The sequence below is a fragment of the Novosphingobium sp. Gsoil 351 genome, from assembly GCF_009707465.1.
Classification (GTDB): domain Bacteria; phylum Pseudomonadota; class Alphaproteobacteria; order Sphingomonadales; family Sphingomonadaceae; genus Novosphingobium.
Window position 1 is genome coordinate 2,130,787 of the sequence record NZ_CP046120.1, and the last position, 23,647, is coordinate 2,154,433.

The 23,647-nt window shown below is 67.2% G+C and carries 22 protein-coding genes and 2 pseudogenes; 14 read left to right on the forward strand and 10 right to left on the reverse strand.

Going from position 1 to position 23,647, the window contains the following annotated elements; genetic code table 11:
- Positions 1-68 precede the first annotated feature (68 nt).
- Positions 69-1,325: a transcription termination factor Rho gene (rho, locus tag GKE62_RS10330; protein ID WP_154692169.1), complete on the forward strand. Its 1,257-nt coding sequence runs from the start codon at positions 69-71 to the stop codon at positions 1,323-1,325.
- A 40-nt stretch (positions 1,326-1,365) separates the two neighbouring features.
- On the opposite strand, the gene GKE62_RS10335 is transcribed toward rho, so the two are convergent.
- The 3 genes and pseudogenes from GKE62_RS10335 to GKE62_RS10345 all read right to left on the reverse strand — a co-directional run bounded on the left by GKE62_RS10335 (position 1,366) and on the right by GKE62_RS10345 (position 4,090).
- Positions 1,366-1,773 carry a nuclear transport factor 2 family protein gene (locus tag GKE62_RS10335; protein WP_154692170.1) on the reverse strand — a complete coding sequence of 136 codons (408 nt, stop codon included), beginning with the start codon at positions 1,771-1,773 and terminating at the stop codon, positions 1,366-1,368.
- Positions 1,770-3,387 (reverse strand): annotated as a pseudogene (locus GKE62_RS10340) (FMN-binding glutamate synthase family protein). Before GKE62_RS10340 ends, GKE62_RS10335 begins: the two are co-directional and overlap by 4 nt.
- A 4-nt stretch (positions 3,388-3,391) precedes the next feature.
- Positions 3,392-4,090, reverse strand: a complete 699-nt coding sequence (locus tag GKE62_RS10345; RefSeq protein WP_154692171.1) for a dienelactone hydrolase family protein — start codon at positions 4,088-4,090, stop codon at positions 3,392-3,394.
- 105 nt (positions 4,091-4,195) lie between these two features.
- Between GKE62_RS10345 and GKE62_RS10350 the strand changes: the two genes are divergently transcribed.
- The 7 genes and pseudogenes from GKE62_RS10350 (at position 4,196) to GKE62_RS10380 (ending at position 10,675) form a co-directional block, all read left to right on the forward strand.
- Positions 4,196-4,477 carry a DUF6489 family protein gene (locus tag GKE62_RS10350; protein WP_154692172.1) on the forward strand — a complete coding sequence of 94 codons (282 nt, stop codon included), beginning with the start codon at positions 4,196-4,198 and terminating at the stop codon, positions 4,475-4,477.
- Between the two features lie 28 nt (positions 4,478-4,505).
- Positions 4,506-5,786 (forward strand): tRNA uridine-5-carboxymethylaminomethyl(34) synthesis GTPase MnmE, encoded by a 1,281-nt coding sequence (gene mnmE, locus GKE62_RS10355; protein ID WP_154692173.1) that lies wholly within the window; start codon positions 4,506-4,508, stop codon positions 5,784-5,786.
- Between the two features lie 60 nt (positions 5,787-5,846).
- Positions 5,847-7,676 (forward strand): tRNA uridine-5-carboxymethylaminomethyl(34) synthesis enzyme MnmG, encoded by a 1,830-nt coding sequence (mnmG, locus tag GKE62_RS10360; protein WP_154692174.1) that lies wholly within the window; start codon positions 5,847-5,849, stop codon positions 7,674-7,676.
- A complete protein-coding gene (gene rsmG / locus GKE62_RS10365; protein ID WP_154692175.1) occupies positions 7,673-8,326 on the forward strand; it encodes a 16S rRNA (guanine(527)-N(7))-methyltransferase RsmG in 654 nt (217 codons plus the stop codon). Before mnmG ends, rsmG begins: the two co-directional genes overlap by 4 nt.
- On the forward strand, positions 8,323-9,099 hold the full coding sequence (locus GKE62_RS10370; protein ID WP_154692176.1) for a ParA family protein: 777 nt from the start codon (positions 8,323-8,325) through the stop codon (positions 9,097-9,099). The genes rsmG and GKE62_RS10370 overlap by 4 nt, the downstream gene beginning before the upstream one ends.
- Positions 9,096-10,059 (forward strand): annotated as a pseudogene (locus GKE62_RS10375) (ParB/RepB/Spo0J family partition protein). The gene GKE62_RS10370 and the pseudogene GKE62_RS10375 overlap by 4 nt, the downstream one beginning before the upstream one ends.
- A 118-nt stretch (positions 10,060-10,177) precedes the next feature.
- On the forward strand, positions 10,178-10,675 hold the full coding sequence (locus tag GKE62_RS10380; RefSeq protein WP_154692177.1) for a spore coat U domain-containing protein: 498 nt from the start codon (positions 10,178-10,180) through the stop codon (positions 10,673-10,675).
- Positions 10,676-10,831: 156 nt separating this feature from the next.
- On the opposite strand, the gene GKE62_RS18985 is transcribed toward GKE62_RS10380, so the two are convergent.
- Positions 10,832-11,005 carry a hypothetical protein gene (locus GKE62_RS18985; protein WP_230206625.1) on the reverse strand — a complete coding sequence of 58 codons (174 nt, stop codon included), beginning with the start codon at positions 11,003-11,005 and terminating at the stop codon, positions 10,832-10,834.
- On the opposite strand from GKE62_RS18985, the gene GKE62_RS10385 reads away from it, so the two are divergent.
- The 4 genes from GKE62_RS10385 (at position 10,989) to GKE62_RS10400 (ending at position 15,904) form a co-directional block, all read left to right on the forward strand.
- Complete coding sequence (locus GKE62_RS10385) at positions 10,989-11,408, forward strand: spore coat U domain-containing protein (protein WP_230206626.1); 420 nt, start codon at positions 10,989-10,991, stop codon at positions 11,406-11,408. The genes GKE62_RS18985 and GKE62_RS10385 overlap by 17 nt on opposite strands.
- Positions 11,409-11,426: 18 nt before the next feature.
- Positions 11,427-12,191, forward strand: a complete 765-nt coding sequence (locus GKE62_RS10390) for a molecular chaperone (protein WP_154692179.1) — start codon at positions 11,427-11,429, stop codon at positions 12,189-12,191.
- Positions 12,163-14,634: a fimbria/pilus outer membrane usher protein gene (locus GKE62_RS10395; RefSeq protein WP_154692180.1), complete on the forward strand. Its 2,472-nt coding sequence runs from the start codon at positions 12,163-12,165 to the stop codon at positions 14,632-14,634. The genes GKE62_RS10390 and GKE62_RS10395 overlap by 29 nt, the downstream gene beginning before the upstream one ends.
- A 115-nt stretch (positions 14,635-14,749) precedes the next feature.
- Positions 14,750-15,904, forward strand: a complete 1,155-nt coding sequence (locus GKE62_RS10400) for an acyl-CoA dehydrogenase family protein (protein WP_154692181.1) — start codon at positions 14,750-14,752, stop codon at positions 15,902-15,904.
- 82 nt (positions 15,905-15,986) lie between these two features.
- Here GKE62_RS10400 and GKE62_RS10405 read toward each other — a convergent pair whose 3' ends face one another.
- Together GKE62_RS10405 and GKE62_RS10410 are read right to left on the reverse strand one after the other, a co-directional pair.
- A complete protein-coding gene (locus GKE62_RS10405; RefSeq protein ID WP_154692182.1) occupies positions 15,987-16,535 on the reverse strand; it encodes a glycine zipper 2TM domain-containing protein in 549 nt (182 codons plus the stop codon).
- Between the two features lie 121 nt (positions 16,536-16,656).
- Positions 16,657-17,142, reverse strand: a complete 486-nt coding sequence (locus GKE62_RS10410) for a GAF domain-containing protein (RefSeq protein WP_154692183.1) — start codon at positions 17,140-17,142, stop codon at positions 16,657-16,659.
- A 99-nt stretch (positions 17,143-17,241) separates the two neighbouring features.
- Between GKE62_RS10410 and GKE62_RS10415 the strand changes: the two genes are divergently transcribed.
- Positions 17,242-18,699, forward strand: a complete 1,458-nt coding sequence (locus GKE62_RS10415; protein ID WP_154692184.1) for a sorbosone dehydrogenase family protein — start codon at positions 17,242-17,244, stop codon at positions 18,697-18,699.
- Between the two features lie 19 nt (positions 18,700-18,718).
- Here the strand turns inward: GKE62_RS10415 and GKE62_RS10420 are convergent, their stop codons facing one another.
- Entirely contained in the window at positions 18,719-19,537 is an 819-nt protein-coding gene (locus GKE62_RS10420) for an ATP-binding protein (protein ID WP_154692185.1), read from the reverse strand.
- Positions 19,534-21,267: an acyl-CoA dehydrogenase gene (locus tag GKE62_RS10425; protein WP_154692186.1), complete on the reverse strand. Its 1,734-nt coding sequence runs from the start codon at positions 21,265-21,267 to the stop codon at positions 19,534-19,536. Before GKE62_RS10425 ends, GKE62_RS10420 begins: the two co-directional genes overlap by 4 nt.
- A gap of 57 nt (positions 21,268-21,324) precedes the next feature.
- Here GKE62_RS10425 and GKE62_RS10430 point away from each other — a divergent pair, with 57 nt between their 5' ends.
- Positions 21,325-22,266 (forward strand): L-threonylcarbamoyladenylate synthase, encoded by a 942-nt coding sequence (locus GKE62_RS10430; protein WP_154692187.1) that lies wholly within the window; start codon positions 21,325-21,327, stop codon positions 22,264-22,266.
- A gap of 14 nt (positions 22,267-22,280) precedes the next feature.
- Here the strand turns inward: GKE62_RS10430 and GKE62_RS10435 are convergent, their stop codons facing one another.
- Both GKE62_RS10435 and GKE62_RS10440 read right to left on the reverse strand, forming a co-directional pair.
- Positions 22,281-22,595 carry a hypothetical protein gene (locus tag GKE62_RS10435; protein WP_154692188.1) on the reverse strand — a complete coding sequence of 105 codons (315 nt, stop codon included), beginning with the start codon at positions 22,593-22,595 and terminating at the stop codon, positions 22,281-22,283.
- Between the two features lie 68 nt (positions 22,596-22,663).
- Complete coding sequence (locus tag GKE62_RS10440; RefSeq protein ID WP_154692189.1) at positions 22,664-23,452, reverse strand: head GIN domain-containing protein; 789 nt, start codon at positions 23,450-23,452, stop codon at positions 22,664-22,666.
- Between the last annotated feature and the right edge of the window lie 195 nt (positions 23,453-23,647).

Sequence of the window (23,647 nt, forward strand, 5' to 3'; positions counted from 1 at the left end):
CAGGGTCCGCTTTCTCCAAGCCCCTAGACCTTCCGCCGGCCATGTCACGCCTACCCGGAATCTTCAGCATGCATCTCAAAGACCTCAAGAAAATGACTCCGGCCGATCTCGTCGAGATGGCCGAGGAACTCGGCGTCGAGGGCGCTTCGACCATGCGCCGCCAGGACATCATGTTCGGCATTCTCAAGGAAGTCGCCGAGGATGGCGAGCAGATCATGGGCGAGGGCACGATCGAGGTGCTGTCGGACGGTTTCGGATTCCTGCGCAGCCCGCAGGCCAATTACCTTGCCGGACCCGACGACATCTACGTTTCGCCCAACCAGGTCCGCAAGTTCGGGCTGCGCACCGGCGACACAGTCGAGGGCGAGATCCGAGCGCCGAAGGACGGCGAGCGTTATTTCGCGCTGACCAAGCTGATCGCAGTCAATTTCGACGATCCGGAAGCCGTTCGGCATCGCGTCAACTTCGACAACCTGACCCCGCTCTATCCCGACGAGAAGCTCAGCCTCGATACCCTCGACCCGACCGTCAAGGACAAGTCGGCGCGGGTGATCGACATCATCAGCCCCCAGGGCAAGGGTCAGCGCGCGCTGATCGTCGCGCCGCCGCGCACCGGCAAGACCGTGCTGCTGCAGAACATCGCCAAGGCGATCACCGACAACCATCCCGAGGTGTTCCTGCTCGTCCTGCTGGTCGACGAACGCCCCGAGGAAGTCACCGACATGCAGCGTTCGGTGAAAGGCGAAGTCATCTCCTCGACCTTCGACGAGCCCGCCACGCGCCATGTCCAGGTCGCCGAGATGGTCATCGAAAAGGCCAAGCGGCTCGTCGAGCACAAGCGCGACGTCGTCATCCTGCTCGATTCGATCACGCGGCTCGGCCGCGCCTACAACACCGTGGTGCCCAGCTCGGGCAAGGTTCTGACCGGCGGCGTCGATGCCAACGCGCTCCAGCGGCCCAAGCGGTTCTTCGGCGCCGCACGCAATATCGAAGAGGGCGGCAGCCTGTCGATCATCGCCACCGCGCTAATCGATACCGGTAGCCGGATGGACGAGGTGATCTTCGAAGAATTCAAGGGCACCGGCAACTCGGAAATCGTCCTCGACCGCAAGGTCTCGGACAAGCGCATCTTCCCCGCGCTCGATGTGGGCAAGTCGGGCACACGCAAGGAAGAGCTGCTGGTCGAGAAGGACAAGCTCTCGAAGATGTGGGTGCTGCGTCGCATCCTCATGCAGATGGGCACGATCGATGCGATGGAGTTCCTCCTCGACAAGATGAAGGATTCCAAGAGCAACGAGGACTTCTTCGCGACGATGAACCAGTAGGCGGTTCGCCCGACAGGGGGGCCAGTGCCGGGCCGGGCGATCACCCCTTCGTCTGGAGCTCCGCCGCCATCAGCTCCCACAGCTTGTTGATCGCCTTCAACGGCCGGACCATCACCTTGAAGTCGCGGATCTTCCAGTCGGCATCGAACGCGATCAGGTCGATGCCGTTGATGGTGATCCCGTCGATCTCGGCGACGAATTCGAGGCACGCCTCGTGCCCGTCGACCAGCTCGCGGACATAACGGAACTTGGCGTGACCGCCGGGCGAGCCGAGCACCTGGCCCGCGGCGCTGAGATAGGCGATGACCTTGGTCTTGCCGGCTTGGGGGGTGTGGACCACCGGCGAGTGGAACACCGCGTCTTCGGCGAGGATTTCGGCCAGCTCGGCGGGGACGTTGCCTGCCGCCATCACGCGGTGCCAGTCGGCCAGCCCGGGGTTCTTGCTCATGCCGCTCTCCTGAAGCTGTCGCTGCGCGACGCGTCCCAATAACGCTTGTACGGCGTGCTGGCGGGATCGGCCAGCAATTGGCCTTCCTCAACGAAGTCGTAGATCCGGTCGACCGGGTTCGAGCGCGCGCTGTTCAGCCGTTCGGACAGGTCCTGCGGGCCGATCTGCCATGGATCGTCGAGCCCCATGGCGACGACGATCTCGCGCAGCCCGGCCAGTGTCTGCTTGTGGAAATGGGCGACCCGTGGCGCCTTGTCCGCGACCACCAGGCCGCGTTGGCGCCCGGCGTCCTGCGTGGCGATGCCGGTCGGGCAGGTATCGGTGTGGCAGCGCATCGACTGAACGCAACCGAGCGCAAACATGAACGCCCGTGCCGCGTTGCACCAGTCCGCCCCCAACGCCATGTTCATCGCCAGCCCCGCGCCCGAGTGAACCTTGCCCGAGGCGGCGAGACGCACGTCGCCTTTCAGCCCGCACCCGACGAGCGCGTTGCGGGTCAGGATCAGCCCTTCGCGCAGCGGCATGCCGATGCTGTTCGAAAGTTCGACCGGCGCCGCCCCGGTCCCGCCCTCGCCGCCGTCGACCACGATGTAGTCGAGCCGGATGCCGCTCTCGCGCATCGCCTTCATCACCGCGAACAACTGGTGCGGCTGCCCGATGCACAGCTTGATCCCGACCGGTTTGCCGCCCGCGAGATCGCGCAGCTTCGCCGCCCATTCGAGCAGCTCGAGCGGGGTCGAGAAGGTCGAATGCGCGGCGGGAGAGATGCAATCCCGGCCAATCGCCACGCCACGCGCCTCGGCGATTTCCGGGGTGACCTTGGCCCCCGGCAGGACTCCGCCGTGGCCCGGCTTGGCCCCCCTGGCTGAGCTTGATCTCGATCATCCGCACCTGATCGTCCTGCGCGGTCGCCTCGAACCGGCTCGGGTCGAAACCGCCCCTGGCATCGCAACAGCCGAAATAGCCGCTACCGATCTCCCACACGAGGTCGCCGCCATGGACCCGGTGGTGGCGCGAAAGCCCGCCTTCGCCGGTGTCGTGATAGAACCCGCCGATCCTCGCGCCCTTGTTGAGCGCGAGGATCGCGTTGGCGGAGAGCGCACCGAAGCTCATCGCCGAGATGTTCAGCAGCGACGCCTCATAGGGCTTGGCGCACTGCGGCCCGCCGACTTTGATCCGCCAGCCTTCCGCAGCCTTCTCGTTCGGGGCGATCGAGTGACCGAGCCATTCGTATTCGTCGGAGTAGACGTCGAGCTCGGTGCCGAAGGGATGCGCGTCGAGCTGTCCCTTGGCGCGGGCGTAGACCAGCGCGCGCTCGTCGTGATTGAACGGCCGCCCGTCGAGATCGCTTTCGACCACGTAGGAGCGCAGAAACGGGCGCAAGTCCTCCATGATCCAGCGCACCCGCGCGACCAGCGGATAGTTGCGGCGCAAGGTATGGCGGGTCTGGACGAAATCCCACAGCGTGATCGCCAGCAACGGGGCGAGCAACCACAGCGTCCATCGCGCCGGGGGCCAGGCGGCGGCACCGACCGCCAGCGCGGCCAGGATCAATGGAATCGCGAACCGGCCCAGCCCGGCGAACGAGCTGGTCAGCCGCTTCGCGCCGATCATGCCCTCAGGCCAGATGCTGGGCGAAGAAGTCGCGCGTGCGCTGGTCGGCCAACTTTGCCCCAGCTTCGTCGCGGCGGTCACCCATTTCTGCGGCGAACCCGTGGTCCAGCCCTGGATAGTCGTGCAGCGCGACTTTCGGGTGGCTGTCCAGGCCGGCGTGGATCGCGGCTTGGGCTTCGGGCCCGACGAAGTGGTCCGCGGTGGGAATGTGCAGCATCAGCGGGTGGGCGATCGCGTGGCTTTCGTTGAGCATCTGGTCGATCATGACGCCATAATACCCGACCGAGGCCGAGATATCGGTTCGCGTCGCCGCCATATAGGCGAGCCGTCCGCCCAGGCAGAACCCGACGAGCCCGACTTTGGCGCAGCCTTCGCTGCGACGCAGATGGTGGATCGCGGCCTCGATGTCCTTGACCCCGTCGTCGGCGTCGTATTGCTGGAAATAGCCGAATGCCTGCTGCAATTGCTCGGGCACGTCGGGATCGAGTTCGACCCCAGGAGCGAACCGCCAGAAGATGTCGGGGGCGAGCGCGAGGTAGCCAAGTTTGGCCCAATCGTCGCACTTGCGGCGGATGCCCGCGTTGACCCCGAAGATCTCGGGCACCACGATGATCGCGGCTTGGGGCGGACCCGCGGGGCGGGCGAGATAGATGGGAATGGCCCCGTCGCCATCGAGTGCCGGAATTGTCGTCGTATCGCCCATCGTCTCAATCCTTCGCCAGCAAAGTCCGGATCAGCCTAGTCGCGCCGATTGGACTTTGCCAAGGCCGTGTGACAGGCTGCACGCCGCAGGGGGAGGAGAGCGTCCATGAAGTTCCATGTCGAGGTCGATTGCACCCCCGAGGAAGCCCGCACCTTTCTGGGCTTTCCCGACGTCAGCAAGGCCAACGCGGTCTATGTCGATGCGGTGTCGAAGGCGATGAAGGGCGTGTCCGACGTCGAGAAGCTGCAGGACTACGCACAGCAGCTCGCGCCGATGGGCCAGATCGGGATGAAGCTGTTCCAGCAGTTCATGGAGAACGGGCCCGGCGCGCTGGCGGCGATGGCCGACGCGGCCACCAAGGGCGGGCGCAAGCGCAACGGCGATTGAAGCCGCGCCGGACGTTCTCGCTGCGGCGATGAGCGACACGATCTTCGCCTTGTCGAGCGGGCCTCCGCCTGCGGCCATCGCCGTGGTGCGCATCAGCGGGCCGCATGCCGGGGAGGCGTTGCGCGCGCTGGCGGGGCGCCTGCCCGTACCGCGCCGGGCGAGCACCGCGAGCCTGCGCGATCCTGGCGACGGCTCGCTGCTCGATCGCGCGCTGGTGTTGTGGTTGCCGGGACCGGGCACCGCGACCGGGGAGGACAGCGCCGAGCTTCACCTTCACGGCGGGCGCGCGGTAGTCGCCGCGATCGAGCGCGCGCTGGCCGGGTTGCCCGGGCTGCGCCGTGCCGAGGCTGGGGAGTTCACCCGCCGCGCCTTCACCAACGGAGTGATCGATCTCGCCGAGGCCGAGGGCTTGGCCGACCTGCTCGCCGCCGAAACCGAACTCCAGCGGCGCAGCGCGCTGGCGATGGCTTCGGGCGAATTGTCGCGCCTGGTCGAAGGCTGGCGGGACAGGGTCCTGAGTTTGTCCGCCCAGCTCGAGGCCTCGCTCGATTTTGCCGATGAGGACGACGTCGCCGGGCTGCCCGCGGCGTTCGAAGCCGATTGCCGCGATCTGAGCGAGGCGCTGGCGGCTTGGCTCGCGCGGCCACACGCAGAATTGCTGCGCGACGGTTTCCGGGTGGTGATCGCGGGTCCGCCGAATGCCGGAAAGAGTACACTTTTCAACATGTTGACCGATACCGAGGCGGCTATCGCAACCCCTATTCCGGGGACCACGCGTGACCTCTTGACGCAGCCGGTCGCGCTCGACGGGGTGCCGTTCGTGTTCGTCGATACCGCGGGGCTAAGGGCCGATAGCGCCGATCCGGTCGAGCGTATCGGGATCGCGCGGGCGGAGGCGGCGAGCGCCGCGGCAGACCTCGTGCTGTGGCTTGGGGCAGCGGACGAGCGACCGGGCGGGGCCTGGCAACTCGCGCCGCAGTGCGACCGCCCCGATAGGGATGCGGTCGCCGATCCCCGGCACGCCGTCTCCGCGCTGACGGGTGAGGGCATCGCTTCGCTTTGTGCAGATCTCGTCGCCACCGCTCGCGTCGCCATGCCCGCGCCGGGCGCGGTGGCCCTCGGTCAACGCCAGCGCCGCTTGCTTGGCGAATGCCGCGAAGCCGTCGCCAGCGCCGCCCACCACCCCGACCCGCTGCTCGCCGCCGAACACCTCCGCCTCGCCCGCCTCGCGCTTGATCGGCTGATCGGGCGCAGCGGCACCGAAGACATGCTCGATGCGCTGTTCGGCCGGTTCTGCATCGGCAAGTGATGTTCCACGTGGAACAGGCCGCTTTTGACCACGGCTATCGCGTGGGGTAACGGCGCGGTCGTGAGCGAGTTCGATGTCATCGTTGTCGGCGGCGGGCATGCCGGGTGCGAGGCTGCAGCGGTCTCCGCGCGGATGGGTGCACGGGTCGCGTTGGTCACGTTCGATCCGGCCACGCTCGGCGCCATGAGCTGCAATCCCGCGATAGGCGGGCTGGGCAAGGGCCATCTGGTGCGCGAGGTCGATGCCTTCGACGGCCTGATCGCGCGCGCTGCTGACGCGGCGGCGATCCATTACCGCATGCTCAATCGCTCGAAGGGGAGCGCGGTGCAGGGGCCGCGGGTGCAGGCCGACCGAGGCTTGTTCCGGCGCGCAATCCAGCGGATGTTGGCCGAGCAGGCCGGCCTTACCGTCGTCGGCGGCGAAGTCGCCGGGTTGAGCCTCGCGAACGGCAGGGTCCAGGGTGTCGAACTTGGCGACGGTTCGGTGCTTACCGCAGCGTCGGTGATCCTGTGCACCGGCACTTTCCTCGGCGGGCGGATGTTTCGTGGCGAGGAGACCTTCGCGGGCGGGCGGATCGGTGAGGCCGGGGCGCAGCGGCTCGCCGCGCAATTGCGCAACGCCGCGCTGCCGATGGCCCGGCTCAAGACCGGCACCCCGCCCCGGCTCGATGGGCGGACGATCGACTGGGCCGAGCTTCCGGAGCAAGCCAGCGACGCCGCGCCATGGACGATGTCGGCGCTCAGCTCGCGCCGCGCCAATCCTCAATTGTTCTGCGCGATCGCCCGGACCAACGAGCGAAGCCACGACGTCATTCGCGCCAACCTCCATCGCTCGCCGTTGTTCAGCGGCGCGATCGATGCCCGGGGCCCGCGCTATTGCCCGTCGATCGAAGACAAAATTCACCGCTTCGCTGACCGCGACGGACATCAGGTGTTCCTCGAGCCCGAAAGCCTGAACGATCACGCGGTCTATCCCAACGGCATCAGCACCTCGTTACCCGCGGACGTTCAGCTTGCGATGTTGCGGACGATGGATGGGCTCCACCAGGTCGAGATGACCGTGCCCGGCTATGCGGTGGAATACGACCATATCGACCCTCGGGCGCTGCGGCCTTCGCTCGAATTGCGCGCGATTCCCGGCCTCTACTGCGCTGGCCAGATCAACGGGACCACCGGTTACGAGGAAGCGGCGGCCCAGGGCCTGGTCGCCGGCATGCACGCCGCGGCGAACGCGTTGGGCAGGGAGTCCGCCCCGATCGACCGGGCCAACAGCTATATGGCGGTGATGATCGACGACCTGACACTTCACGGGGTCAGCGAGCCGTACCGGATGCTGACCGCCCGCGCCGAGTACCGGTTGCGGCTGCGCGCTAACAACGCCTCGACCAGATTGACCCCACTGGCGCTGGCCGCGGGATGTGTCGGCTCGGAGCGGGCCGAGTGGTTTGGGCGCCGCGAGGACGAGCGGATGCGCCACGAGGTTGCGCTCGATCACTCAGCCACCGCGTCCGAGCTTGATCTGCCGACAGGGTCGGGCGAGCGTCGCAGCCTGCGCGACTGGCTCCGCCTTCCCGGGGTGACTCTGGCCACCGTGCTGGGCGAAGCTGCACCTACCGACCCCGTGCTGGCCGAGGAGATCCAGGAGGACGCAGTCTACGCGCCCTACCTCGCACGCCAGGATGCCGAATTGCGCGATTTGCGGGCGAGCGAGGGGCTGCTCCTTCCCGGCACACTCGACTATCCCGCGATCCCTGGACTGTCGAACGAGATGGCTGAACGGCTTGGCGCCGCACGGCCGTTGACGCTTGGCGCAGCAGGACGGGTCGCCGGGATCACGCCGGCTGCGCTGGCGGTCTTGCTGATCCACGCGCGGCAGCACACCGCGGCATGACGCTGGCCAGCGAGGGCGAGGCGCGCGATTGGTTCGGCTCGGTGCTGGGGTGCGACGCGGCGACACTCGCCAGGCTCGACCGGCTTGTTGAACTTCTCCGCGCCGAGAACATGCTTCAGAACTTGGTTTCGGACACGTCGCTCGCGCAGGTCTGGGTGCGTCATCTCGCGGATTCGGCGCAACTCATCCATGTTTCACGTGAAACATCCCGTGGGACTTGGCTCGACCTGGGAAGCGGAGCTGGATTTCCCGGATTGGTCGTGGCCCTCTGCCGTCCAGCCGGCGAGGTAATCCTGGTCGAAAGCCGCAACCGGCGAATCGCCTGGCTCGAAAGCGCAATCGACAGGCTGAGCATCACCAACGCCCGCGTGTTCGGAGGCAAACTCGAGGCGATGGAGACGATCCCGGCAGCGACCATTTCGGCGCGCGCCTTTGCGCCACTTGCGCGGCTGATCGCTTTATCGGCACGCTTTTCCACATCGCAAACACAATGGCTGTTGCCCAAAGGCAGAAAGGGGCGGCAGGAACTGTTGGAAATGCCAAACACGGTCAAATCCATGTTTCACGTGGAACAAAGTCTCACCGATCCCGATTCGGTCATTCTCGTGGGTCGCGGCGTGCCCCCCGATTTCAAGGGAAAGCGCACATGATTCGGATGGCTATCGCCAATCAGAAGGGCGGGGTGGGCAAGACGACCACCGCGATCAATCTCGCGACCGCGCTGGCGGCGACCGGCTGGCGGACGCTGCTCGTCGACCTCGATCCACAAGGCAACGCATCCACGGGAATCGGCATCACCGCCGACGAACGCGAAAACTCCACCTACGACCTCTTGATCGACGGGCGTCCGCTGAACGAGACATTCCGGGCCACGCGGATTCCGGGCCTCGACATCGTCCCATCTACCGTCGATCTCTCCGGGGCGGAGGTCGAACTTGTCAACGTCGCCGAACGGACCGATCGGCTCAAGACCGCGCTAAAGGGCGATTCGCGTCACGATGTCTGCCTGATCGATTGCCCGCCTTCGCTGGGGTTGCTGACGCTCAACGCGCTGACCGCCGCAGACACCTTGCTGGTGCCGCTGCAGTGCGAATTCTTCGCGCTGGAGGGGCTGTCGCAACTGCTCAAGACGGTCGAGCAGGTCCAGCAGCGCTTCAATCCCGCGTTGGGGATCGTCGGCGTGGTCCTGACGATGTTCGACCGCCGCAACCGGTTGACCGACCAGGTCGCCGCCGACGTCCGCTCGTGCCTCGGCCCGCTGGTCTTCGAGACCGTGATTCCGCGCAACGTCCGGCTGTCGGAAGCACCCAGCCACGGTCTCCCGGCGCTGATCTACGACCACGCCTGCGCGGGATCGCAGGCCTACATGGCGCTCGCCCGCGAACTGCTTTCGCGCCTGCCCGAACGGAGAATCGCCGCATGACCAACGACGAACTGGTCCGCCTGTCGGTTCCCGCATCGGCCAAGAAGCGTCCCGGTGGTCTGGGTCGCGGGCTCGGTGCGTTGATGGGCGAAGTGCGGCGCGAGGAGCCGCTGATCCAGACGGCCGAAGCCGATCGAGGCACCACCGATGGCTTCGCTTTGATTGCGACCGCCAACATCGAGCCGCATCCAGATCAGCCGCGTCGCCATTTCGACGAAACCTCGCTCGACGAGCTGGCCGCCTCGATCGCGCAGCGCGGGGTGATCCAGCCGGTCATCGTGCGCCCGCTGGGGTCGGGACGCTACCAACTCGTCGCGGGCGAGCGCCGCTGGCGAGCCGCGCAGCGGGCGCGGCTCCACGAAATTCCGGCGTTGGTGCGTCAGCTCGGCGATGGCGATGTCGCCGCGCTCGCACTGATCGAAAACCTTCAACGCGAGGATCTCAATCCGATCGAAGAAGCGGCTGCATATCAAAGACTTACCACCAAAGACGGGCTGTCGCAGGCGGACGTCGCCAAGATGGTCGACAAGTCGCGCAGCCATGTCGCCAACCTGATGCGGCTGCTCGTTCTGCCCGCGGAGGTCCAGGCGATGCTCCAGGACGGCCGGTTGCAGATGGGCCACGCCCGCGCGCTGATCAACGCGCCCGATTGCGCCGCGCTCGCACGCGACGTGGTCGCGCGCGGACTGTCGGTGCGCGCCACCGAGCGCCTGGCGCGCAAGGCGCTGCGTCTTGGCGAGGGGGGAGGGCGAGGCGCCCGCGCGCAAGGCTCGTCTGGCGCGCGACCCGGTCGAGGACGCCGACATCGCCGCGGTCCAGCGGCATCTCGAGGATTTCCTCGGACTCAAGGTGACGATCGCCGCCGATGCCGATCCGCGTTCGGGGGCGGTTACGATCCGCTATCGCACGCTCGATCAGCTCGATCTGGTTTGCCAGCGGCTAACCGGCGGCGGGATTTGAGTATCGATCCCGTCCCGTAGCCGGCCGTTCGCGCCACGCCTTCCGGATAAAGTCACCGCGCCCTTAACCTTCGCCTAAGTGGTTTCCTTTAAGGGGGCTGCGACTTGGAGGGATCGGGATGATCAGCGGGCGTTGGGGCGCAGCTTTGATGATGGCGAGCGCCTGCGCGCTGGTCGCGTCGCCGTGCGCCGCCGCCGGACGCGCGACCAGCCAGTTCCGCGTATTGGTCAATCCCGTTAGTAGCTGCACCGTCAGCGCGGCTCCCCTGATTTTCCTGATCCCGGTGCCGACCAACAGCAACGTCGATTCGACGTCGACGATAACGATCAAGTGTCCGCCCAACACGGCCTACACGATCGATATTGATACCGGGCTTCATGCCAACGGGATCAACCGCCGGGTCTACAACGCGGGCTACAACGCCTACATCAATTACGACGTCTACAAGGATCCCCCGCGCAGCGCCGTGTGGGGTACCGGTGGGACCAAGAACGTCGGCGGCAACTCGGGGGTTACCGGCGTCGCTCTTATGACCGTTTATGGCCGGGTAAACTCGGTCAAGACGCTCAAATCGGGCAGCTACAACGATACGCTGACCGTAACCGTCACCTTCTGACGCGCACGCGCGAACCTGGCTCTCAAAGGTGCGAGCCCCCCGCCCAATGTCCCCCCAGATTTGAATTTGCGCGATTTCAGCCGCGGCGGTTACCCGATGTTAACCATACCGATCTAGGTATTATCCCCGAAGGCGATGCGAATTTCTTCGTAACCATTAGCCAAATTTCAATCGTTCGATGCGCATGGAGGGCGCGGCTTTGAGGCCGAGACTTTTGGGGATGACAAACATCATGCGTAACATTTTTCTTGGGCTGGCCGCTGTTGCCGCCGTCGCTGCAACTCCGGCGCTTGCCGCCACCGCCACCAACACGATGCCGGTTTCGGTCAATGTGATCAATTCGTGCACCGTCGCCGCCACGCCGATGTCGTTCGGCGCGCCGACCGCGATCGGTGGCAGCGATATCGACACCAGCTCGTCGATCTCTTTGGTGTGCACCAATGGCGCGACCTACGATGTCGCGCTTGACATGGGTCTGAACGCCGCTTCGGGCCAGCGTTACCTTTCGAACGGTGCCGTGACGCCGACCAAGATTCCGTACAACATCTATAGCAACGCCGGCCGCACGACGGCTTGGGGCAGCAATTCGGGTATCGGCGGCAACACCGTCGCGGGCGCGGCCGGTACCAGCGGGCTCGTGTCGCTCATTGCTTACGGGCGCATTCCGTCAAGCGCGACCTCGGTCGGCGCGGGTGCCTACACCGATACCGTGACGGTCACCGTCACCTTCTAAAAGCCAATGGAGACCTGAATGACCCGACCTGTCGTTTCATCGCGCCTGTTCGCCCTGATCCTGGCAGGCGGGTCGTTCCTCGCATTGACCGCGCCTGCGGTTCATGCGGACGAGCCAGCCGCTCCCGCTGCACCATCGGTGCCGGGAATGGCGCGGCTGAATATCGCTCCGCTGCGGCTCGAGCTCGATGCAGCGAAGCCCGCCGCCACGGTGATGCTGACCAACACCTCCGACCGGCCCGTACCCGTCCAGACCCGGCTGTTCGCCTGGAGCCAGGAGGGTGGCGAGGACCACTTCACGCCCAGTTCGGCGCTGACGATTTCTCCGGCGATCGTCGCGATCCAGCCGGGCGCCACCCAGATCGTTCGCCTGCTGCGCACCGGCGCCGCCTCGCCCGGCGAGAAGCGCTTTCGGCTCGCGGTCGATCAATTGCCCGATCCGACGCTGGCCCAGTCCGGCTCGGCCGAGGCCCGGCTGCGCTTTACGATCCCAGTCTTCCTCGACCGCGATACCGCTGCGCCGGCCCAACTCGACTGGCGGATCGGCGCCGACACCATCGAGGTCGGCAATGCCGGGGGCGCGACTGCGCGGATCGTTTCGATCGAGGTCAAGACCGCCGCGGGCAAAGTCGTCCCGGTCCAGCGCAATTCGCTGCGCTATGTTCAGGGCAGTTCCGCCATCGCCTGGCCGATCGCCAACGGCTGCGCGCTGGGGCCGGTCACGATAGTCGCTCAGGTCGATGGCCGAATGGCCAATGTCCAGGCTTCGCCCGTTTGCGGGTGAACGGCTCCTAGCGCTCTGCGCTGCCGTTCTCGCGGCAGCAAGCGGCGGAACTCCCGCCCTCGCGCAATCGGATCCGTTCGCTCTCCCCCCGGGGCTTACCGCACAAAGCGTCGCGGCGAGCAGCGGGCCCGGGCTATCCGAGATATCCATCGACGGCGATGTCCGCACGCGGCTGGTCGAACTGGCGTGGCGCGATGGCGTGCTGACGATCGACGCCGCCGCCGCCCGCGCCGCCGGGCTCCCAGTGGCGGCCGCCAGCGGTGGCATGATACCGCTCGCTTCGCTTCAGATCGCCAAATGGATCTTTGACCCGACCCACCAGCGGCTCGACGTCCAGCTCTTGCGCAAGGGCGACGGCGACAACTACATCGATCTGTCGCGGCCGCCCAAGCGCGACGGCATATCCGCGCCGCTGACCGCGCTACGCTTCGATTACGACTTGACGGGCACCTTGGCCCGCGGCCGCACCGACGCTGCGGGGTTGGTCGCAGCAGCGCTGGTGCGCGGCAACGTCGCGTTGACCAGCGGGTTTCAAGTGGCGACGAGTCCGGCGCCGGGGACGGGAAAGCTGCTGCGGCTCGACACTCAACTGCAGATACTCCTCCCGCGGCGCGGTCTGACCGCGACCGCGGGCGATTTCTTCTCGGCCGGCGGGCAGAGCCAGCGCGCGCTGCGGCTGGGCGGCCTGCAGATCGCCTCCGACTATAGCCTGCGCCCCGATCTGATCACCACGCCGCTGCCCAGCTTTACCGGCCAGGTCGCGGTGCCCACGGGCATCGACCTGATCAACGGCGACCAGCGTTACAAGCTCGGCGACATCCAGCCCGGCGAGTTCACCGTGCGCAACGTCCCCGCCAACAGCGGGCGCGGCGAGGTCGCGGTGATCGTGCGCGATGCCTTGGGCCGCGAAGTCATTCAAAGCACGAAGTTTTACGTTTCGCGCAACTTGCTGGCACGCAACTTGAGCGAGTTCGCGGTCAACGCCGGGTTCGTCCGACGACGATACGGGCTGCGTGGCGAAGACTACGGGCCCCTCACCGGCAGCGCATTCTACCGTCGCGGGATTTCCTCGCGGCTGACCGTCGAGGGCACCGCGGAGTGGACCTCGGGCCTCGTCAATGCGGGGGCCCGGGGCGATGTCGTGTTGGGCGGACTCGCGCTGGCGACGCTCGAGGCGCGCTACAGCCGCGATTCCGTGGGCAAGACGAGCGGAACGCTGCTCAATCTGGGGCTGGAATCGAGCGGCAGGCGCATTTCCGGACGAATTGGCGCGATTTTGCCCAGTTCGGGCTATCGCGACGTCGCCAGCAAGCTCGGCGACCCCCTGCCGCCAAAGCAGTTCGTCGGTCAGCTCAACTTCGATCTGGGCCATATGAACCAGATCCAGCTTTCCGCCTCGCGCCAGGAGCGCCGCTTCGATCCCCGGTTTCCTGCCTTCGAGCGCAAGAGCGACCTGCTCAACGCCTCGTTTCGCACCCGTATCAGCCGGAGCATCGATGTTTTCAGCTCGTTCGGCTATCGCCGCGGTCAAACTAGCGCGTTCACCGGGTTTGCGGGCCTTTCGATCCAACTTGGCGGTGGACGCAACTTCCAGGGTTCGGCGAGCGGAGGCACCGGGGCCCCCCTGTCGGGTTCGAGCACCTTGTCCAAGCACGACATCGAGGGAAATTCGGTCGGCTATGCGTTCGAGCGGACCTATGGCCCGACGACCCGCACCTCGGGCAGCGTCGCCTATCGCAGTCCCTATGGCCGAATCGAAGGCCAGGCCGAGCGCGTCGGCGGAAACTTCGGGTTTCGGGCCAACGCGCGCGGATCGCTGCTGATCGCGGGGGGCGGGGTGTTCGCGCGCAACCAGACCGGGGGCAGCTATGCGCTGGTGCGCACCGGGACCATTGCCGGAGTGACGGTGATGCGCGAGAATCGCCCCGCCGGCGTGACCGCGCGCGGCGGATTGCTGCTGGTCGAGAACATCCCGGCGCAAGTGCCGATCAGCTTCGACATCGATCCAGACAAGCTCCCCGTCGATGCGCTGGCGCGCGACACGCGCAAGCGGATCATCGTCCCGCGCGGAGCAGTCGGGCTCGTGGCGCTCGACGTGGTGCGCTTTATTCCGCGGCAAATCCGTCTGATCGGACCGAACGGACAGCCGGTCGCCCCCGGCACGCTGATCAAGGCCCTGCCATCGGGTGAGCAGACCATGGCCGGCTTCGACGGAGTGGTCGATTTCAACGCCGGCGGCGGCGATCGCAGCCTGGCCGTGGCGGGCGAGGACGGTGCGCAATGCGTGGCCGAGATCGATCGCGCGCAGCTCGATGCCGCGACCTCGCCCGACGATTTGCCACGGTTCGAATGCCGTGCCGCCATGCCGGGCGTGCTCGCGCAAGACACCGCTGGCGAACGAGCCACATCGGGCGCCATGCTCGCCGGGCGCAATCGGCGCTAAAGTCGCGCGGTGCGACTTCTCGGTTGTCTTTAACCGAACGATTAAACCCGCTTGACCCTCACCGGCGGCGCGGCCACACCGGCGCCAACCAAACCAGGAGAGGGGCCTCACCGCCATGTCGCTCGATCAGCTCGCCCGCACCGCCTATACCGAAGACCACGAAGCTTTCCGCCAGACCGTGCGCCAGTTCCTCCAGAAGGAGGTCGCGCCGCACGCCGCGGAGTGGGCCGACGCCGGCATCGTCCCGCGTTCGATCTGGCCCAAGGCCGGCGAGCTGGGAATGCTCTGCCCGACGGTGCCCGAGGAATACGGCGGGCTCGGGCTCGACTTCGGCTACAATGCGATCGTCGACGAGGAGAGCGCCTATTACGGGCGTGCCACCACCGGCTTCTCGCTGCAGTCCGACATCGTCACCAACTATCTCGTCAGTTACGGCAGCGAGGAGCAGAAGCGCGAATGGCTGCCGCGGATGGTCGCGGGCGAAGTGATCACCGCGATCGCGATGACCGAGCCGGGCACCGGTTCGGACCTCCAGGGCATCCGCACCACCGCGCGGAAGGACGGCAACCACTACGTCATCAACGGCAGCAAGACCTATATCACCAACGGCCAGAACGCCGACCTGATCCTGGTCTGCGCCAAGACCGACACCGAGGTGGAGCCGAAGTGGAAGGGCGTCTCGATCATCCTGGTCGAAGCCAACCGCGAGGGCTTCAAGCGCGGCCGCAACCTCGACAAGATCGGCCAGGACGAAGCCGACACCAGCGAACTGTTCTTCGAGGATGTTCGGGTGCCGATCACCAACTGCCTGGGCGAAGAAGGCAAGGGCTTCGTCTACCTGATGAGCGAGCTTCCCCAGGAGAGGCTATCGATCGCGGTGAGCGCCCAGGCCAGCGCCCAGCGCGCGTTCGACGACACGGTCGAGTTCACCCGCGACCGCAAGGCGTTCGGCAAGCCGGTGATCGATTTCCAGAATACCCGCTTCACGCTCGCCGACCTCAAGAGCAAGCTCCAGGTCGGCTGGGCGCATCTCGATTGGGCGCTGGTGCGGCTGCTGAAGAAGAAACTGACCCCCGAAGAAGGCGCGGCGGCCAAGCTGTGGCACACCGAACTGCAGTGGGAGGTGATGGACAAGTGCCTCCAGCTCCACGGCGGCGCGGGTTACATGAACGAATACCCGATCGCGCGCGCCTGGCGCGCCGCGCGGGTCACGCGGATTTTCGGCGGGACCAACGAGATCATGAAGGAGCTGATCGGGCGCAAGCTGTAGCGCCCGGTTACTTGCTGAGGCGCAGCTTGGTTCGCTTGACGCGCGCCGGGGCGCGGGCTGGCGCGCGACGGGGAATGGTCACCTATTCGGGCACCCATTCCTCGCGGGTGACGACTTCATCGTGGCAATCCTGCTCGCCGGGAACCGATACGAGCATGTAGCCTGGGGGGAGCACGGCGTCGCACTCGCCGCCATAGGCTTGCGGGTCGTCTGACAAAGCGGGAGATCGGATGGCCCCACGATCCTCGGCGCGGTCGATCGCCGCCCCGGCGGCGGCCCCGACCACCGCCCCCGCCGTGGTGCCGAGCAGGCGGTCGCCGTGTCCGGCGATGCGGTTGCCGATCAGTCCGCCGGTCACGCCACCGATCGCGGCACCGACCAGGCCGTCATCGCGGCGGCGACCATAGCCGTCGCGAAGATAGGCGGGGGTCAGATGCGGCCGCATCGACCCGTCACGCAGTCCGCAGCGTTCGGCAAGCGCCCGGTCGACCTGGAATGCGTTCTGCACCGGGGGCGTGAAATTTGCCGGAGAGGCGGGGTAGTCGATGGCGCGGTCGTGGCGGGCAAGGGCCGGGGTGGCAGCGAGCACCAGCGCGATGGCGATCCCCCTGGCAAAGGTCTTGGCGGGCATCGAACGAGTCCCCTGTCCGGGGGCGACCCGATGACGCCGCCCTTCGCCGGTTGGCTACCATCGCAACCCGCGGCGCACCACGGGGCGCCTGCCGCGCCCCCGACGGCGTCCCAATTCGGGCCTAGATTCTCGCGGCGATCAGCGCCGCCAGCGCCTCGATCCCGCGCGCGTCGTCGCCGTCGAAGCGGCTCGGCTCGGGACTGTCGAGGTCGATGACCGCGATCAAGATGCGATCCTCACGCAGCACGGGCACCACCAGCTCCGCGCGGCTGGCCGCGTCGCAGGCGATGTGGCCGGGGAAAGCGTGGACATCGGGCACGAGCTGGGTCTCGCCCGAAGCCGCCGCGGCCCCGCATACTCCCTGACCGAACGGGATCCGGATGCAGGCGGGCTTGCCCGCGAACGGTCCGAGCACCAGCTCCGATCCCTGCGCGCGATAGAACCCCGCCCAGTTGAGCCGCGGCACGAACTGCCAGATCAGCGCCACGATGTTAGCCATGTTAGCGACACCATCAAACTCCCCCGCGGTCAAGGCGTCGGCGGCCATGATCAGCTCGCGGTAGAGCTCGGGTTTGGGGAGATCGGCGCTCGCGGCAAAATCGTACATCCCGGTCAGCTAGGAGCGGAGGTGCGCGCGGGCAAGGGGAGTTGCGGACGGCGGGATGGGCGCTTACGTCTCCGGCCAAACAACGGGAACACCAACGCAATGCTGCGCAAGATCGCTTTGTGGATCATCGGAATCGTCGTCGTCACGGGAATCGCGCTGTGGCTCGTCACCCGTCCCGACACCGGTAAGCTCAGCGATGCCCAGCTTTCCGGCCCGCACCCGACGCTGGCCAAGGCCGACGCGCAGACGATCCCGACGATCGTCACCGCCGATCCGATCGGGTGGAAGGCGAACGAAGCACCCATGCCCGCGCCGGGGTTGGCGGTCGGCCGCTTCGCCGTCGGCCTCGACCACCCGCGCACGATGCTGGTGTTGCCCAATGGCGATGTCCTGGTCGCCGAAACCAACAGCCAGCCGCGCCCTGTCAAAGGCATCAGCGGGATCGTCATGAACTACATGATGAACAAGGTCGGCGCGGGCGGCGGCTCGCCCGATCGCATCCAGCTGCTGCGCGACGGCGACAGCGACGGCGTTGCCGAGCAGAAGATCCTGTTCCGCAGCGGCCTCAAGTCCCCATACGGTATGGCACTGCGCGAAACCCCGGAGGGCTCGCAACTACTGGTCGCGAACACCGATGCGGTGCTGAGCTTCCCGTTCAAAGTCGGCGAGACCACGCTCACGGGCGATCCGGTCAAGCTGATGGATCTGCCCGGCAACGGCAATCACTGGGCGCGCAACCTGCTACTCTCGCCCGACAACTCGAAGCTTTATATCGCGGTGGGTTCGTCATCGAACATCGCCGAGAACGGGATCGACAAGGAGACCGGCCGCGCCGCGATCCACGAATACGATTTCGCCAAGAAGACCCACCGGATCTACGCGGCGGGGCTGCGCAATCCCAACGGGATGGACTGGAACCCGGCCTCGGGCGAGCTATGGACGGTGGTCAACGAGCGCGACATGCTCGGCTCCGACCTCGTCCCCGACTACCTGACCGATGTCCCGTTCGGTTCACACTACGGCTGGCCGTGGGTCTACTGGAAGGACAACCTCGACATGCGGGTCAACGAACCCGCTCCGGAATACACCCTCAACTACATCCGCAAGCCCGAATACGCCCTGGGCAGCCACACCGCGCCGCTCGGGCTGGTGTTCGCCAAAGGCGGCAACTTGCTGGGCCCCAGGTTCGCCAACGGCGCGTTCATCGCGCGCCACGGATCGTGGAACCGCAAGCCGCTGTCGGGTTACGATGTGGTGTTCGTCGCGTTCGACGCGCGCGGCAACGCGTCGCCCCAGCCGCCGGTGCCGCTGCTGACCGGGTTCCTGGCGAAAGACGAGCGCGCGCACGGACGCCCGGTGTGGGTGAGCTGGGCCAAGGACGGAGCGCTGCTGGTCAGCGACGATACCGGTGGGATCATCTGGCGAGTGGTCGCGCCGGGGGCGTCGCCCTCCGCGCCGATCGCCGCGGTGAAGTCGACGTCGGTGGGCGAGCGGGTCCAGCTACCCGATTCGCTCAAGGGCAATATCGCCGCGCCCAACGAGCAGTTCCGCAACTGAGCAGGTTCGGGATGGACGGCTAGAGGGCGATGCCTTCTCGGCCCGCCAGCTCGGTAACGTATTGCCAGGCGACCCGGCCCGAACGGCTTCCGCGGCGCTTGCTCCATTCGAGCGCATCGCCCGGCTCCCAAGCGAGCCCCGCCGCTTCGGCATAGCCATCTACGATCGCCAAATAATCGTCCTGGCCGCACGCATGGAAGCCCAGGCTCAAACCGAAGCGATCGGCTAGCGCGAGTTTGTCGTCGACCGCGTCGCGGGGGTTGATCGGGTCGTCCTGTTCGGAGAGGTGGCGTTCCAGGATCGCGCGGCGGTTCGAGGTGACGGCAAGGCGGACATTGGCGGGCCGCGCTTCGACCCCGCCCTCGAGCCAGCTGCGCAAGTGCCGGGCTTCAAGGGTTTCGCCGCTCTCGAACCCGAGATCGTCGAGGAACACCAGGAACCGCCGCCCGACCCCGCGCAACGCCGCGAACAGCGCGGGCAGGCTGGCGAGCGCATCGGGGGCGGCCTGGACGAGCGCCAGCGAACCGGGGCGGTCGGCTTGCGCGGCGGCGACCGCGGCGCGCAACAGCGCCGACTTGCCCATCCCGCGCGCGCCCCACAGCAGCATGTCGTGCGCCGCCGCGCCGCTGGCGAGCCGCGCGACGTTGCCCGCCACCGCGGCCTTCTGCGCGTCGATCCCTTTGAGCAGCGCCAGCGGCGGCGCGTCGATCGTCGGGACCGGGCGCACTCCGGCATGGTCCCAGACGTAGCCAGGGTGCGTGCCCCAATCGGTCGCGGGCGGCGCGGGCGGGGCGAGCCTTTCGAGCGCCGCCGCGATCCGTTCGAGGGCCTCGCTCACCCGGCGAGCGCCTCGGCGTCGAGCGCGTAGAGCAGGTCCGCCCCGGCCATTGCCGCGCGTTTCAGCCCGCGCGCTTCGGCCGCCAGATGCTCGGCGAAATAGCGCGCCACCAGGGGTTTGGAGGTCGCCAGCGCGCCCGACGCCATCGCCGCCTCGCGCTGGAGCTGCCACCCGGCGACCGCGGTCGCCGCCATTGTCAGGAACGGCACGCTGCCCGCAAGCCGGTCGTCGAGCGAGGCGGTGGCGCACATCCACTCCAAAACCTTGCTGCAGTCGCTCGACAACTGCTGCAATTCGCCGTCGGTTTCGCGCACTGCATCGGCGAACAGGGCGCGAAGCACCTCTCCCCCCTCGTAGCCGAGCTTGCGCGTCACGAGATCGGCGGCCTGGATGCCGTTGGTCCCTTCGTAGATCGGCGCGATGCGGGCGTCGCGATAGTGCTGGGCGGCGCCCGTCTCCTCGATGAAGCCCATGCCCCCGTGGATCTGCACCCCCAGGCTGGCGACTTCGCACCCGATGTCGGTTCCCCACGCCTTGATCAGCGGCACCAGGCAGTCGGCGCGCTGCTGCGCCGCCGCGTCGCCCAGCGATCCGCGATCGACCTGCCCTGCGGTGTAATAAAGCAGCGCCCGCGCGCCTTCGGTCAGCGCGCGCATCCGCAGCAGCATCCGCCGCACGTCGGGGTGCTCGACGATCGCCACCGGGGCCTTGTCGGCCGATCCCGCGCGCGCCGACTGGACGCGCCCGGTGGCGTATTCCTGCGCCGCCTGGAGCGCGCGCTCGGCGATCTGGACGCCCTGGCTGCCGACGTTGATCCGCGCCGAGTTCATCATCGTGAACATCGCCTTGAGGCCCTCGTTCTCGCGGCCGATCAGTTCGCCGATGCACTCGCCGCCGCTGGTCGAGCCGTCGCCATAGGCCATCACGCAGGTCGGCGAGGCGTTGATCCCCAGCTTGTGCTCGATGCTCGCGCAACGCAGGTCGTTGCGCGCGCCCAGCGCACCGTCGGCGGCAACGTGGAGCTTGGGGACGATGAACAGCGAGATGCCGCGGCTGCCCGCGGGCGCGCCGGGGGTGCGCGCGAGCACGAGGTGGATGATGTTGTCCGCGCAGTCGTGCTCGCCGAAGGTGATGAAGATCTTGGTTCCGGCGATCCGGTATTTGCCCGAATGCTCGCCTTGCGAGATCGGCGTGGCGGTCGTCCGCAGCGCGCCCACGTCGCTGCCGGCCTGCGGTTCGGTAAGGTTCATCGTCCCCGACCATTCGCCGCTGACCAGCTTGGGCAGGTAGAGCGCCTTCTGCGCTTCGCTGCCGTGGTGCAGGATCGCCTCGATCGCACCCACGGTGAGCATCGGCAGCAGGGTGAACGCCATGTTGGCGGTGCCGCAAGTTTCGAGCACGCAGGTCGCCAGGCTGAACGGCAAGCCCTGGCCGCCGAAATCTTCGGGGCCGGCGATCGAGTTCCAGCCCTGCTCGACGAAGTGACGATAGGCCTCGCGGAAACCCTTGGGCAACGTGACCGTGCCATTGGCGAGCGTCGCGCCTTCGGTATCGCCCAAGCGGTTGAGCGGCGCCCATTCGCCCTCGGCGAAATCGCCGATGCCCTCGACGATCGCTTGCACCACATCTTCGCTCGCCGCGGCGAAGCGGTCGTCCGCGGCGAGTTCTTCGATCCCGGCGCAAGCCTTGAGCGCAAGCAACTGGTCGGCGGTGGGGGCGGTGAAGGCCATTCGCTTTTCCTTGTCGACGAACTTTCCCAGCCTATAGCCGCCGCCGTGGACGGGACAATGCCAAGGATTGCGCCAAGGATCGCCGGGGACGAAGCGCTGGACGAAGCCTTCGCGATCTTGCGCGACGGCGGTCTCGTCGCGGTCCCGACCGAAACCGTCTATGGCTTGGCCTCGCGCGCCGATAGCGACGAAGCGGTCGCCGCGATCTATCGCGCCAAGGGGCGGCCCTTGTTCAACCCGCTGATCGTTCACGTCGCGAACTTCGCCGCGGCACAGCGGCTGGCGGAAACCGATGAGCGCGCCGAGGCACTGGCGGCAAAGCTGTGGCCTGGCCCGCTGACGATGGTGCTGCCGTTGCGCGCCGGGGCTTCGATCGTGCCCGCGGTGACCGCCGGGTTGGCGACGGTTGCACTGCGCTGCCCGGCCCACCCGCTGATGCGCGCCTTGCTCGAGTGCTGCCCATTTCCCCTCGCCGCGCCATCGGCCAACCGCAGCGGGGCGATCAGCCCGACCGAACCGGCGCACGTCGCGGCTTCGCTAGGCAGTACGGTGCCGCTGATCCTGGATGGCGGCGCGTGCGCAACGGGGCTCGAATCGACCATCGTCGCGCTGCGCGGCGAATGCCAGTGGCAAATCCTCCGCCCCGGACCGATCGAGCGCGAGCGCATCGTGGCGATCCTGGGCGCGGGCAACGAAATCCTCGAACCCGCGAGCGCGATCGAGGCGCCCGGCCAGCTCACCAGCCATTACGCCCCCGCGAAGCCCCTGCGGCTCGACGCGGAAGAGGCCGCGCCGGACGAATTCCTGATCGGCTTCGGCGCGATCGGCGGGCAAGTCACGCTTTCGGCGGCGGGGGACGTCGGCGAAGCCGCTTCCCGGCTCTACCGCTGCCTCCACGAAGCCGACGCCTCGCCCCTGGCGCGCATCGCCGTCGCCCCCGTGCCCGAAGGCGGGATCGGCGCGGCGATCAACGACCGCCTGCGCCGCGCGGCTGCCTGACGTTATTGCGGCTCTTAGGGCACGGTGGGCGTGATGCCGTCGATCTGCGCCCGGATCGAGGATTGACGCTCACACGCGCGGCGATCGCCCTCGAGGCACTGGCCCTGGAGCTTGTCGAATTCGCGCTGGAGCTTGCCCAGGCGTTCTTCGCGCTGACGGATTTCCCTGCCGCGCTTCTGGTCCGCCTCGGACTGGCTGGTGGTCGCCAGATCGACACCCTTGCTGGCCACCTTGACCGGCAAAGTGACGACGTCGAGCGCGGTCTTCGCGAGACACCCTGAAAGCATCAGCGCAGCGGCTGAAGCGGCGAATACGAGACGTGCGGACATGGCGACCCCTGCGCTGGCAAGCGCGGACCTTTACCGGCGCAGGGTTGCGTTTGACTGAACCGCCGCCTCTAGGCCTTCGGCTGGTCGCTCTTCGGCTTCGTCCCGGCGCTCGCGGCGGGCGTGCAGACCAGGCGGCCCGAACCCATCGACGTGACCTTGCAGGTCGCGCGCCCGATCACCCGGACCTCGCCCGAACCCATGATGTTGGCCTTGACGGTGCCATCCGAAGCGAACGCGCTGTCACCCGAACCGGCGATGTCGACCTTGGCTTCTTCAACCTTCAACGCATCGAGCCGGGCGTCGCCGCTGCCGGCGATGGTCAGCTTGAGCGTCTTGGCGGTGCCGGCGGCGCGATAACTGCCCGATCCGGCGATATCGACCTTGAGCGAATCGGTGGCGACCGATTCGGTTTCCACGGTTCCCGAGCCCGCGACAGTGACCCGTGCCGAATCTCCGGCGAGGCCGGGCGAGAACATCTTGCCCGAACCGGCCATCGTCAGCTTGCGCGGGGCGGGCATGGTGACGTTGATGGTGACCGTCTCGCCACCCGACCATTTGCCGTTCTTGCGCAGGATTCCCAGCGTGCCGTTCTTGAGCGTGAAGCGCATCTGATCGGCCGTGTCAGAATCGCCGTCGACGCTGATCGCCAGTTTGTCGCCCTGGCTGATCCGCACCGTGTCGGGGCCGAGCAGTGTCACTTCGCTGGGCGGCGCACCGGTCAGGTCCAAGTCGGCGAGCTTCTTGCCCTCCTCACCGTCCAGGGAAACGTGGAGCTTGTCGCATCCGCCCGATGCGGCGGCCGCCAGGGCAAGCGCGGCGAGCGGCGCGACGCCGCGCAAAAGGGATTTGAGACTCATCGCGATAACCTCCGTTTGTGTGTTATCGCCTTAATACACTGCCACGCAGGATCGGCGCAAGCCGGTCGGCGAACTGTCGATTCGCTCCGACGAGCGACCGTTGCGCGACATCCCGCGCGTTCGCTCGGGATGCGCGGATCGGGGGCGTAAACGGCCGGAAGAGCCTTGAAACAGATCCCGCTCATGTCGAGCGAA